The organism is Marinobacter gelidimuriae, assembly GCF_000372805.1.
Taxonomy (GTDB): Bacteria; Pseudomonadota; Gammaproteobacteria; order Pseudomonadales; family Oleiphilaceae; genus Marinobacter; species Marinobacter gelidimuriae.
Window position 1 is genome coordinate 35,847 of the sequence record NZ_KB889881.1, and the last position, 12,238, is coordinate 48,084.

Annotated in this window: 13 protein-coding genes and 1 pseudogene; 9 read left to right on the forward strand and 5 right to left on the reverse strand. The window is 52.6% G+C overall.

The genetic code is table 11. The features are described 5' to 3' along the window. The first annotated feature begins 80 nt into the window (after positions 1 to 80). The 5 genes from A3OI_RS19675 to A3OI_RS0108635 all read left to right on the forward strand — a co-directional run bounded on the left by A3OI_RS19675 (position 81) and on the right by A3OI_RS0108635 (position 4,810). Complete coding sequence (locus A3OI_RS19675; RefSeq protein ID WP_018403883.1) at positions 81 to 278, forward strand: hypothetical protein; 198 nt, start codon at positions 81 to 83, stop codon at positions 276 to 278. Next, a complete protein-coding gene (darT, locus tag A3OI_RS0108620; protein WP_018403884.1) occupies positions 278 to 919 on the forward strand; it encodes a type II toxin-antitoxin system toxin DNA ADP-ribosyl transferase DarT in 642 nt (213 codons plus the stop codon). Before A3OI_RS19675 ends, darT begins: the two co-directional genes overlap by 1 nt. Positions 920 to 936: 17 nt before the next feature. Then, positions 937 to 1,980, forward strand: coding sequence for a type II toxin-antitoxin system antitoxin DNA ADP-ribosyl glycohydrolase DarG (gene darG / locus A3OI_RS0108625; RefSeq protein ID WP_018403885.1), 1,044 nt, complete (start codon positions 937 to 939; stop codon positions 1,978 to 1,980). Between the two features lie 269 nt (positions 1,981 to 2,249). Beyond that, positions 2,250 to 3,317, forward strand: a complete 1,068-nt coding sequence (locus A3OI_RS0108630; protein WP_018403886.1) for a virulence RhuM family protein — start codon at positions 2,250 to 2,252, stop codon at positions 3,315 to 3,317. Beyond that, on the forward strand, positions 3,314 to 4,810 hold the full coding sequence (locus A3OI_RS0108635; protein ID WP_018403887.1) for a type I restriction-modification system subunit M: 1,497 nt from the start codon (positions 3,314 to 3,316) through the stop codon (positions 4,808 to 4,810). The genes A3OI_RS0108630 and A3OI_RS0108635 overlap by 4 nt, the downstream gene beginning before the upstream one ends. Before the next feature lie 75 nt (positions 4,811 to 4,885). On the opposite strand, the gene A3OI_RS0108640 is transcribed toward A3OI_RS0108635, so the two are convergent. Then, positions 4,886 to 6,682, reverse strand: coding sequence for a DEAD/DEAH box helicase (locus A3OI_RS0108640; RefSeq protein ID WP_026224090.1), 1,797 nt, complete (start codon positions 6,680 to 6,682; stop codon positions 4,886 to 4,888). Between the two features lie 228 nt (positions 6,683 to 6,910). Between A3OI_RS0108640 and A3OI_RS0108645 the strand changes: the two genes are divergently transcribed. Continuing rightward, entirely contained in the window at positions 6,911 to 7,216 is a 306-nt protein-coding gene (locus tag A3OI_RS0108645) for a helix-turn-helix transcriptional regulator (RefSeq protein ID WP_018403889.1), read from the forward strand. Further along, positions 7,206 to 8,453 carry a type II toxin-antitoxin system HipA family toxin gene (locus tag A3OI_RS0108650; protein ID WP_018403890.1) on the forward strand — a complete coding sequence of 416 codons (1,248 nt, stop codon included), beginning with the start codon at positions 7,206 to 7,208 and terminating at the stop codon, positions 8,451 to 8,453. The genes A3OI_RS0108645 and A3OI_RS0108650 overlap by 11 nt, the downstream gene beginning before the upstream one ends. 60 nt (positions 8,454 to 8,513) lie before the next feature. On the opposite strand, the pseudogene A3OI_RS22685 reads toward A3OI_RS0108650, so the two are convergent. Next, positions 8,514 to 8,597, reverse strand: a pseudogene (locus tag A3OI_RS22685) (oxidoreductase); the annotation flags it as partial. Between the two features lie 23 nt (positions 8,598 to 8,620). On the opposite strand from A3OI_RS22685, the gene A3OI_RS0108655 reads away from it, so the two are divergent. After that, a complete protein-coding gene (locus A3OI_RS0108655) occupies positions 8,621 to 8,797 on the forward strand; it encodes a hypothetical protein (protein ID WP_228702929.1) in 177 nt (58 codons plus the stop codon). A 179-nt stretch (positions 8,798 to 8,976) separates the two neighbouring features. Here A3OI_RS0108655 and A3OI_RS0108660 read toward each other — a convergent pair whose 3' ends face one another. Both A3OI_RS0108660 and relB read right to left on the reverse strand, forming a co-directional pair. Next, positions 8,977 to 9,285, reverse strand: a complete 309-nt coding sequence (locus A3OI_RS0108660; RefSeq protein WP_018403892.1) for a type II toxin-antitoxin system RelE/ParE family toxin — start codon at positions 9,283 to 9,285, stop codon at positions 8,977 to 8,979. A 20-nt stretch (positions 9,286 to 9,305) separates the two neighbouring features. Beyond that, positions 9,306 to 9,758, reverse strand: a complete 453-nt coding sequence (relB, locus tag A3OI_RS0108665) for a type II toxin-antitoxin system RelB family antitoxin (RefSeq protein ID WP_018403893.1) — start codon at positions 9,756 to 9,758, stop codon at positions 9,306 to 9,308. A 460-nt stretch (positions 9,759 to 10,218) separates the two neighbouring features. Here relB and A3OI_RS0108670 point away from each other — a divergent pair, with 460 nt between their 5' ends. After that, positions 10,219 to 11,577: a hypothetical protein gene (locus A3OI_RS0108670; protein WP_026224091.1), complete on the forward strand. Its 1,359-nt coding sequence runs from the start codon at positions 10,219 to 10,221 to the stop codon at positions 11,575 to 11,577. 228 nt (positions 11,578 to 11,805) lie between these two features. On the opposite strand, the gene A3OI_RS0108675 is transcribed toward A3OI_RS0108670, so the two are convergent. Next, positions 11,806 to 12,238 (reverse strand): FKBP-type peptidyl-prolyl cis-trans isomerase (locus A3OI_RS0108675; RefSeq protein ID WP_018403895.1); only part of this gene is annotated, 433 nt, incomplete at its 5' end.

A 12,238-nucleotide genomic window follows, 5' to 3' on the forward strand; every position in this document is an offset into this window, starting at 1 on the left:
ACTGCTTGTATATACAGCTTTTATTGCTATCGTTTGTCTGTTGAACCCCATTTGACATGGCACTCTGCACGGAGGCAGCAATGAGCAATAAACTCATCCGTAACAGCACTGCTGAGTTTCTGATTTTTACCGGGCAAGCGGGCGAGCAAAGCATCGAAGCACGGCGTGAAGATCAATCCATCTGGCTTAACCAAGAGCTGCTTGCCAAGATATTTTGCGCTGGTATCCGAACTGTCGCGACCATCTTGGATTACAGCTACAGGGGGCAGCGCTTTTGATGGCTATCCCAAGTCAGCCCAAAATCTATCACATCGTCCACGTTGATCGGCTGGCATCGATTATTGCCGATCAGGCGTTGTGGAGCGATGCGCAAGTCATCGCTCGTGCGCCAGCAGGCACGACCATTGGCATGAGTGGAATCAAGCAGCGCCGCCTCAAGGAGTTGACCTTGACCAGCCACCCCAATTTGTATGTGGGTGCTTGCGTACCATTTTACTTTTGCCCACGCTCTATCATGTTGTATCTGATTTATCAGGGTAACCATCCGGATCTCAGCTACAAGGGAGGGCAAGGCCCCATAATTCACCTTGAGGCAGACTTGAATGATTCTGTGGCTTGGGCTGAGGCGAATCAGCAACGCTGGGCTTTTACCCTTTCTAACGCAGGCTCGTATTATTTCGAAGATCGTTCAGACCTGTCCAGGCTGAATGAGATAAACTGGACTGCGGTTGGAGCACGCAACTGGATGTCCTGCAAGGATGGCAAACAAGCCGAGTTCCTTCTGGAAAACGGCTACCCCTGGCACCTTGTTGAACGTGTCGGGGTATGTTCGCAGGCGATCTACACACAGGTGGCAAATATTTTGACCGATGCGCCCCATCGACCAGACCTACAAATCAAGCGTAACTGGTACTACTGACAATGGAGGAGGCCAAGATGATCGAATACAAAACCGGCGACATCCTGCGTGAAGACGCCGACGCCATTATCAATACCGTAAATTGTGTCGGTGTCATGGGCCGTGGGATTGCGCTGCAGTTCAAGAAAGCCTTCCCAGATAACTTCAAGGCCTACGCCGCCGCGTGTAAAAATCGTCAGGTTGAGCCGGGACGTATGTTTGTCTTTGAGACTGGGCAACTGACGGCGCCGCGCTACATCGTCAACTTCCCTACCAAGCGCCACTGGCGGGGTGCCAGCCGTATGGAAGACATCGACGCCGGACTCAAGGCGCTGGTCGACACGATCCAACAGTATCAGATTCAATCTATTGCTATTCCCCCTCTGGGAAGCGGCCTTGGGGGTCTGGACTGGGCAGAGGTGAAGCCGCGCATTGAGTCGGCACTACGACCGCTCCGCGATCTGCGGGTGATTGTATATGAGCCCAAGGGCGCACCGCCTGCACAAAAGATGGTGCAGAACCGGAAGGTGCCTGAGATGACCGCCGGAAGGGCCGCTCTGGTAGAACTGGTAAACCGTTATCTTGGTGGCCTGCTGGACCCGTGCGTGACGCTGCTGGAGGTGCATAAGCTGATGTACTTCATGCAAGAGGCAGGCGAGCCACTGCGGCTAAAATATCAAAAAGCGAGCTATGGCCCGTATGCGGAGAACCTGCGGCATGTATTGAATGCGGTAGAAGGGCACCTTCTGTCTGGCTATGCCGATGGCGGCGATGCGCCAGACAAACCGTTGCAACTGGTGCCCGGTGCGGTGGACGATGCCAGCCGTTTCCTCCTGCAACACCCGGACACCCTGTCGCGGTTTGATAAAGTGGCGCAGCTGGTTGAGGGCTTTGAATCGCCCTTTGGTCTGGAGCTGCTATCCACTGTGCACTGGGTCATCAAGAAGGAGTCAGCTTCTACTCGGGAACAGGCCATCCGCCAGGTGTATGACTGGAATGATCGCAAACATCAGTTCTCAGAACGTCAGGTTGATTTGGCTACCCGGGTATTAGAAGCGAAGGGATGGACAGAAGCCGTTTAAAGAAGGGTCATTCAACAAAACCATGCATTATGTACCTTGGTGGGCTTAATCCGGATTTGCTTGACCGTTGCTTGATTCAAGAGCCTGAAAAATGATCAGGGAAATTTAAAGTTTACAAAAACAACTGGTTATGTTTTCGTTTTGCGTGACCAATGCTTGAGGGAGATCCCCCTGAACAAGTCAGCTTAATGCTGTTCACATATACAGTGTTTTGTTATTCTTCGGCTAACCGCCCGTTTTGCCAAGTGGCTCGCCGCAAGGAGACACCCATGAGCAATAAACTCATCCGCAACAGCACCGCCGAGTTTTTGATTTTCACCGGGCAATCAGGCGAGCAAAGCATTGAGGCACGGTATGAAGATGAATCCATCTGGCTGACTCAGAAGCTTATGGCTGAGCTTTTTGGGGTAGATGTTCGAACGATCAGTGAGCACCTTGCCAATATCTATACTAGCCAGGAGTTGATGCGCGAGGCAACTATCCGGAAATTCCGGACAGTTCAACAAGAGGGCTCCCGAAACGTCACCCGTACTATCGAGCACTATAGTCTCGACGCCATTATCTCTGTCGGCTACCGCGTCAACTCCCTGCGTGCTACTCAGTTCCGTCAGTGGGCCACCAACGTATTGCGTGAGTTCGCGATCAAGGGTTATGTGATTGACCGTGAGCGCATGGAAAACGGCAGCTTTCTGGGTGAGGATTACTTTGAGCGTCTGCTGGAAGAAATTCGTGAAATCCGGCTTTCGGAGCGGCGCTTCTATCAGAAAATCACCGACATCTATGCCACCAGTTTGGATTACAACGGTGAGGCGCCAACCACTAAGACCTTCTTTGCCAAGGTGCAGAACAAACTGCATTACGCCATCCATGGCCATACCGCGGCCGAACTGATAAAGCTGCGTGCCGACAGCACCAAGCCGAATATGGGACTGACCAGTTGGGCCAAGGGGCCTGAGGGCAAGATTCTCAAGACCGATGTGGGTACGGCTAAAAATTACCTGAGCAAGGATGAGCTCGATTCGCTGGGCAGAATAGTGAACGCCTACCTTGAGCTGGCGGAAGACCGCGCCAGGCGTAAAATTCCGATGACGATGGAAGACTGGGCGAAACGCATGGATGCCTTTTTACAGTTTGATGAACGCGAAATTTTGCAGGACAGCGGCAGTATCAGCGCCGCGTTGGCCCGCCAATACGCCGAAAGTGAATTCGAGAGCTACCGTATTATCCAGGACCGCTTGTTCGAGAGCGACTTCGACAAGCTGACCAAAAACAGCGATGACACGGCAGATAACGACTTACCCTTGAAAGACAAAACCGATAAGGATTTAACCGAATGAGCCCGGCAAGTGCCCCGATCATCTCCAAAGTATGGAGTTTCTGCACCACCCTGCGTGACGACGGCGTTGGCTATGGAGATTATCTGGAACAGCTTACTTACCTGATCTTCCTGAAAATGGCGGATGAGTACGCCAAGCCACCTTACAACCGTGATGTGGGCATTCCAGAACAGTACCGCTGGCATACACTGAAAACCAAAAAGGGTGCGGAGCTGGAAGTGCTCTACGTGGAGCTGCTACGAGCACTGGGTACCCAAAAGGGAATGCTCGGCCAGATTTTTACCAAGGCGCAGAACAAGATCCAGGATCCAGCCAAACTGTATCGCCTGATTGATATGGTGGACAGCACGCAATGGGTGGTCATGGGTGCGGACGTCAAAGGGGATATCTACGAGGGCCTGCTGGAGAAAAATGCCGAGGATACCAAGTCGGGTGCTGGCCAGTACTTCACCCCACGCGCTTTGATCCGGGCGATGGTGGACTGTTTACGCCCGGAACCGCGCAAGACTATCGCCGATCCGGCCTGTGGCACGGGTGGTTTTTTTCTTGCAGCATACGATTTTCTGACCGATCCACAGAATTACCAGTTGGACAAGGCGCAGAAGAGCTTTATCAAGCATGACACCTTCTTCGGCAACGAGATTGTCGCCAACACCCGCCGCATGTGCCTGATGAATATGTTCCTGCACAATATTGGCGAGATTGACGGTGATAGCCTTGTGTCGCCTAACGATGCCCTGGTAGCCGCCAGCCCGCAGAGTTTCGACTATGTGCTGGCGAACCCGCCTTTCGGAAAAAAAAGCTCGATGAGCTTTACCAATGAGGAAGGCGAACAGGAAACCGATGACCTGACCTACAACCGTCAGGATTTCTGGGCTACTACTTCGAACAAGCAGCTCAACTTTGTGCAGCACATCCGCAGCATGCTGAAAACCACCGGCAAGGCCGCAGTGGTAGTACCGGATAACGTGCTGTTTGAAGGTGGTGCCGGTGAAACCATCCGCAGGAAGCTGCTGGAGAATACTGACCTGCATACCATTTTGCGCCTGCCCACCGGCATCTTTTACGCCCAGGGCGTAAAGGCAAACATTCTGTTTTTTGATAACCAGCCGGCCAGCCCAAACCCCTGGACGAAAGAGGTCTGGTTTTACGATTACCGTACCAATGTGCATCACACGCTGAAGAAAAAGCCCCTGCGTTACGAGGACATGGCCGACTTTATCGCCTGTTACAATCCGGCGAACCGGCAGAAGCGCGCTGACACCTGGCACCCAGACACCAATCCTGATGGCCGTTGGCGCAAGTACAGCTACAAAGAACTGGCTGCCCGCGACAAGACCAGCCTGGATGTGTTCTGGCTTAAAGATAAAAGCCTGACAGACCTGGATAACTTACCAGAACCGGACGAACTGGCTGAAGAAATCATTGAGAATCTGGAGGCCGGGCTGAATAGTTTTCGGGAGGTGTTAGCAGGGCTGGGGGAAAAGGTTTGATATGAACGTAGGTGAACGGAACCCGAGACAGAGTCAGTGCAAACTGGCGGGCTTAACACTTAACAGGCTTCACGCTTAATACGCCTTACGATAGTTACCCTGATAATCAAAGATCCGTTCCTGCACCTGCCAGTAGTGCTTTTGTTTGCGAGCAATAACAAAATCCGGTGCAGGCAACGAGGCTTGTATCGCAAGCACCTGTTCAATCCTGCTGAACTCTTGCGGGGCCTGGCTATTCGCTAAACGCCGTCCAAACAGTTTGTTAAAAACGTTGCGTTGTGTCGGCTTGCTGAAATCAAAAGACTCGCTGAGCTCTTCCCCTTCTTCACCGTGATAGGTGATTCTCAGTTTGCTCTCGTTTTTGATGTCGTTTTTACGGCCAACGGCGCTTAAAGTGATCCCAGCGCAACGAATCACCATGGCATCTTTGAGTTTCAGCGCGTCTCTTAGCTGATCATCCGGGTCGATAATGGCTTTTTTACACTGCTGACAGTTACGGGCCGCGATATCATTCTCGGCACCGCAGTGTGGGCACTCCTTGAAACGAAAACGGTAATCGCACTGTTCAGGGCGTCTGTTCTGCGCTGCAGGTTCATCCTCTTCAGCAGGCCCTAGCAGCCCCTGACAACGACGACCGAAGTGCTCGATAACATGGCCCTCACTGTCTGCTTTGCCCCAGAAGATATTGGCAAAACCGCAGCCCGGGCAAAATACCTGCACCGGCTCACAATCCGGGTTCGGTTTCTTCTCCCCCACTTCCGGGTGATACAGATTGACACTGTTACCCGCATAATCAATCACCAGACAATCCTGTTTACCGTCGTCCAGACGAAGACCGCGACCCACAATCTGCTGATACAGGCTGACCGACTGGGTGGGACGAAGAATGGCGATGAAGTCCACATGGGGCGCATCAAAGCCCGTGGTGAGTACGGATACATTCACCAGATACTTTAACTGCCGCTGTTTAAAGCGCTGAATCAGCAAATCACGTTCATTCAGATCGGTAGCGCCGGTAATTAAGGCGGTTTGGTGTTCCGGCAGATAGCCGGTGATCTCCCGCGCATGATCCACCGTTGCAGCAAAGAGCATCACCGCCTTTCGCTTAATAGCCAGCTCCATCACTTGCTCAATAATGGCACGGGTTACACGCCGATGTTTGCCCAGCAGCTGATTAACGTCTTTTTCGGCGTATTCGCCAAAACGGTTCTGAGACAGCGCAGAGAAATCGTATTGCGCCACCGCCGCGTTAACCCACTCAGGCCGGGTGAGATACCCCCGATTAATCATATAACTCAACGACAGTTCATAAATGCAATGCCCAAAGGGCTTATTCTGCTCATCACTACCGCTACGGACAAAGCCCCGGTAGTGATAGCGATAGATCCAGCCCATGCCCAGGCGATAGGGTGTGGCGGTTAGCCCGAGCACTTTAAGGGAGTCATTCTGTTGCCGTAGCAGCTCGATGATTGTTTGATACTGGCTGCTGTCATCACCACTGACCCGATGGCACTCATCGATGATGATCAATGAGTATTGATCTCTAAACTGATCCAGATTCGCCGATACAGACTGCACACTGGCGAAGGTCACCTGATGCCGGTTTTCCTTACGTTTTAACCCGGCGGAGAAAACGCCGCCCGTTAAGCCATAGCTCTGGTATTTGGCGTGATTCTGCTCAACTAGCTCTTTTACGTGGGTCAGCACCAGAATTTTACGCCGGGCAAGACGGGCCAACTCGGCAATGACCAGACTTTTACCCGCACCGGTCGGCAACACAATAACCGCAGAATCATCCGATTTGCGAAAGTGTTTCAACGTGGCATCAACGGCTTCTTGCTGGTAAGGCCGCAGTTTAAAAGGAGCATTCATGTTGCAGCGCTTAATCGTTATCAGGATGAGAAGGCGGTCGTAGTAGCAAATACCGATGCCGTTACCTGCGAGACTGTTAATAAATCTGCCCCGGCTTTCCATACATGTTCATAAAAACGTACATGGTCTGATAAATTGTACGATTATGAGTACATCTATAAATTGATAATTTTCCATTGCTCACTATAATGTACAAAATACATTAATTTGTACATTTTTTGGTGAATAATGCCTAAATCCGTTGAAGCACAGACCTATAACATCCGACAGGTCCGGGACGCCCTGAAGGAGACCGGAGAGCTAATTGAAGCCATTCGAAAAGAGCGTGGGTGGAGCCAGTCCGAACTTGGCAAGCGCTTGGGCGGTATCGATCGCAGACACATCAGCGCCTTGGAAAAAGGGAATCCAAACACAGATTTTGGCTTGGTCGTTAGCGCCCTCTGGATTCTCGACATCCCTGTGCTGGAGACGCTCAAAACTCACCGTAGAGCTCATGCGAGATCACGAAAGAAGGTGGTAGACAATGATTTCTGATGAAGCATACCTTTGGTTCTACTTGCCTGGTGAAAATGAGCCCGTCGTTTGCGGCATTGTTGCCTTCAACGGCCAGGAACATGTATTCCGTTATGCCCGAAGCTATCTTCAGCGGGACAACGCTGTCCCACTTGCCCCACCTAACTGCACGCTTGGCTCTCTCACAGGTGAAGAACACATCCTGGACGACGAGTTAAACAGCGTCATCCGGGATGCTTCACCTGATGCCTGGGGCCGGAACATCATGCTGCGTGAGCATGCTAATGCCCTGAGTAAGAACGAGAACGAACTTGGGGAGATCGACTTCCTCCTGAGGGCGGGACCGGATCGTATCGGGGCGTTGGACGCTACAGACAGCCCAAGCCACTACCTTCCAAAGGATAGTCATGCGGCGTCTCTGGAAGAGCTGCTGAAGGCGGCTGACCGCATCGACCAGGGCAAGCCGCTGGATGTTAATCTTGATGCCGCATTGAACCATGGCACCAGTGTCGGCGGAGCCAGACCCAAAGCTTTACTGCATGAGAACAGGGAGTTCTGGATCGCAAAATTCAGCTCATCAAGAGACTCTGCGGATATGGTTGGCATCGAAGGCGGAGGAATGGCACTGGCAAAGATGGTCGGTATCAACGTCGCGGACACTCGAATTGTCGAATCACTGAATAAGCCGGTAATTCTGATCCGCCGGTTCGACCGGGTGGTCACCGCCAAGGAGGTACATCGCCGTCACATGATCAGTGCGATGACGCTCCTGGGCCTGGATGAGTATGCCGTCCGGGCAGGCTACTCCAGCTATTTTGAGCTGGCAGACATACTCAGGCAATACGCCAGAGACTTTAATTTCGATGGAAAAGAGCTGTTTCGTCGCATGGTGCTCAACATCCTCATCGGCAACGTGGATGACCATGCCAGAAACCATGCCTGCTTCTGGGATGGTGAATTCCTGGACCTGACACCGGCTTATGATGTTTGCCCTCAGCCACGAACCGGAATGTCCGCAGACCAGGCAATGATAGTCGGTGCGTGGGGTCGTCGGTCCAACCTTCAGAACGCCGTTGGTAAATGTGAACGATTTGGCCTCGGCTTCGGTGAAGCGACAGAGATAGTGGACAAGATGACAGCCACCGTCCGAAAAAACTGGGAAAAGGTCTTTGCGGATGCCGGGGTACCCGAGGGGGATATTCGCTATCTCTCCCAGGCAACCCTACTGAGCGAGTCGGTGTTCTATGAGTTGGCGTGAAATAACCGCTCAGTAGAGCGCAAAACCTGACCTCGAGCTTCCCCTTTCGCGTGAAGTGCATCAGAGGTTTTGAATGGTCGACATTCCACCATCTACACCCAATATCTGTCCCGTAATCCAGGATGCCTTTTCACTAAGCAGAAATGAGGCTGCCTCAGGGCGACCCCATGATCACCGGCATAGGCTGGGTATCGGAGCTGATTGGCATCGCGGGTGGTGAAGATATCCCTGCCGTGGCGAACAACCACCTCTACGAGATCAAGTCACCGCTAATCCTTCAACCCGGGCCAGCTGCGCTGACGGATGGGCTGGACGCGTTGTGTGAGATCATTGACCGGGTGTGACGGTCTGGCCATTCCCTGGCTCTTTTCGTGGCTCTTTTCGTGGCTCTTTTCGTGGCTCTAATTAAGGTGGGGCAGACTGAGACGAATACAACGAAAGGGCAAGGCAGAGGCAAAACGCAAGACCTGACCCCGGCACCTTAGCCACTCCTGAAAAACCGGTGTTAGCGCACCGGGGGTAATCACGGCGTTTGCTGCGCCGCGTGCTTCACTCTCAAAATTTCGATAGTGCGTGCCTCGTCCAGCACGCGATAAAAAATAATGTAGTTCCGATGCGCAACCAGCTCACGCAGGAAGGCCGGTAGACCGGGCCTGCCAGTGCGGCCAAGTTTTGGATGCTGCGCAAGCGGCAACACCTTGGCACGCAGTTCTTGGCCGAATTCCTCGGCCTTGATCGGGTTGTCCTGGGCGATGTAGTCAACGATGTTGTCTAAGTCGGCTTCGGCTATCGGTCGCCAGACAATTTGGTAAGGGGTCTTTGGTTTCGTCATGAGTCAGTTGGCCTGCTGGTTCATGCTCGCTTCGCTCCTGCTGCCTTGTGGCGTGCAATGCGGGCATCCATCCGGGCCATAACTTCATTGTGCGGAACGCTCGGCCGTGGGTCGTCGATGGCTTCCTGAATTTCAGCAGCCAACCACTGGTTATAGGCGGCGGCTTCGTGGGCTTGGCGCATTGCTTGGGCGCGGTTATCCCGGTTCTGCGTGACTTCTTTTTGGTCGGGGTCCCAGTTGGTCGCGTCGAGCTGTGCAACAGCAATACCAATGTCGCGCAATACAGTCAGCGCCGAATTAGCACTACCGAAGCGGCGTGGCTCGGTGCTGCGGGCCTTCACCAAAAAAGCGTTTTGTCCGCTGCGGGTGGCAATCTCCATGAAAAAGCCGCTGCCCTCGCCTTTCAAAGTAACGCCTACAACGCCGCCGGCGCTGGCTGTGGCGCGTAGCTGCTCTAGTGTCATGCTTTGCATGATTTGCTCCTTCATAGGTTAAGCGTGTATTCAAGCCTTTATTGTGTATGACCTATGGAATTTATGAAAGCGTTTTAGAATCAGTAAACGGTCGTTTTGTGGGCTTTTTATGGATTTTCAACGGGACGCGCTGAAGGCGATCGGTTGTGAAAAGGTCTACATGAAGTCTCGCAAGAACTGACCGAAGCGCGCCCACACGAAACGGTAGCGCTGGCTGCGGCGCCGTAACGCATCACCGCGGCTAACCAGCGTTTCTGCACGCCAACCGGCCGATGCCTGTTTCGGTATAACCCGTCCTTGACGCTATGCAGCGTTCGTCGCACCGTCCTTCCGGGCAAAGCGCCAGACCTGCCCCCGGCACCTCATTAATAATGCTTTAACGGTTGATAAACAGACACATCTCATCATCACTGCTAGTCTCTCTTAGCGAATTAAAATAAATCGAAACATGGAGCTAGCTGTGGCGACTCGTCCTGAATTCCTGTCTGGTGGTGAACCTGCCCGTCTTATCCCGATAACTGCAGACAGTGCCCGTGAACAAAAGTCTATATCCGTATTACTCGCAGGTATGCGCTCCGTGCTTGAACTTCGCCAAGCATTGCTGAAATCCATTGGCACCCGTGTCGGAAGCAGCGCCACGTTAGAGACCTGGACTGAAGTGGTTTTTGCGAATGAAGACAAGAAGACCGCTCAACAAAAAGACCGACCAGACGGAATTCTGATTCTCCGTACCGGAAGGCGTGAATGGCGAGCGTTGATTGAGGCGAAAGTGGGGAACGAAACAATCGGCGAAGAACAGGTATCACGCTATCTACAACAAGCGAAGAACCACAAGCTGGACGCAGTCATTACCATCACCAATCAGTTCGCAGCACTCCCAACTCATCACCCGGTAAAGCTTCCAAAAATCGCTACTCGCTCAGTCGCGCTTTATCACTGGTCCTGGGCATTTATCCGCACCCAGTGCCAACTCCTGCTCAAGAATAACGATGTTGAAGACGTAGACCAAGTCTTCATCCTCAGTGAAATTCTCCGGTATTTCGAAAGTGACCGGTCTGGCATCAGTAACTTTGACCAGATGAATAGCGAGTGGAAAGATGTCGTCAATAAAGTGAAAAGCCATGCTTCACTTGCAAAATCCAGCGACGAGGTACAAAACACCATTGCAGCCTGGCATCAGGAACAGCGTGACCTTTGCCTTATCATGTCCAGGCTGACCGGCAGCAACGTTTCTCTAAAGCTCAAAAACAGCCATCGGACAGACGCAGCTGAGCGTGTAAAGGATGACGCGACGGATTTCTGCAAAGAACCCGTACTCAAATGCGCGTTAAGCATCATCAACGCCGCTGCTGATCTGGAAATACATGCAGACCTGCAGCGACGAATGATTTATTGCTCCATGAAGCTCACTGCGCCGAAAGATAAAAAAAGCACAAAGGCCAGAGTCAATTGGCTGCTGCGGCAACTGAAACGCACTAGCCCGGCTAATTTCTTTGTTCGGGCAACCAGACCTGGGAAAGCCGAGACAACATACCAGCCGTTGAGTGCCCTGCGGGAATCGCCTGAATTGCTGGAGTCTGAAACCTCCAATACCACCGCCACCAACCTGGAGGTGGTATACGAAGTAGATTTGGCAGGTAAGTTCAGCGGTCGAAAGATATTCATTGAAGAGCTGGAAAAAGCTGTCCCTCATTTCTATCATGAGGCTGGTCAATGGTTGAAGGCTTGGAGTCCGGCACCGCCGAAAATCTCTCAAGAATCGGATGTTGAAGAAACTGAACAATCGGATGCAGCGGATCAGTCAGCGGAAAGTTCGTAAAATAAGCTTGCCTCGATTTTCCTCTGTAAAATCCCCCCTGCGTCTGTGGCACTGAATTCCTTCAGTGCCCCAAGTTCCTCGGGGTCAGATCCTGCGTTTTGCCTCTCGAACAATCTGGCTTACGCGAGAATAATGCAGGCTGAGACGATTACAACGAAATGGAAAGACAGGGGCAAAACGCGAGACCTGACCCCAGCACTTTCCCTTTTTTCTCGTGAAGATAATCCTTCAATGATGCCCACCCGGCCCATGCGCGTGGCCGTGGGCTATCTCTTCCGAACTGGCGGCGCGTACTTCGATGATGTCGACATCGAAGGTCAGGGTTTTACCGGCCATCGGATGGTTGTTGTCGATATCGGCAAACTTGAGGCCGACCTTAACGACGATCACGTGGCGCTGGCCCTGCTCGGTTTCTACCTGCGCGACCATGCCCGGCTTCCAGCGTTTGGCACCGATCAAGTGCTTGATCGGCACACGCTGTATGGAATCGGCTTTACGCGGGCCGTAGGCTTTTTCCGAAGTGACGGTGACACTGAAGCTTTCGTCGGCGTCGCGACCTTGCAGGGCTTCTTCCAGGCCTCGGATAATGCCGCCGTGGCCATGCAGGTAGGCGTTCGGCTCGCCGCCACGGGAGTTTTCAACGACCTTGCCTTGTTCATCA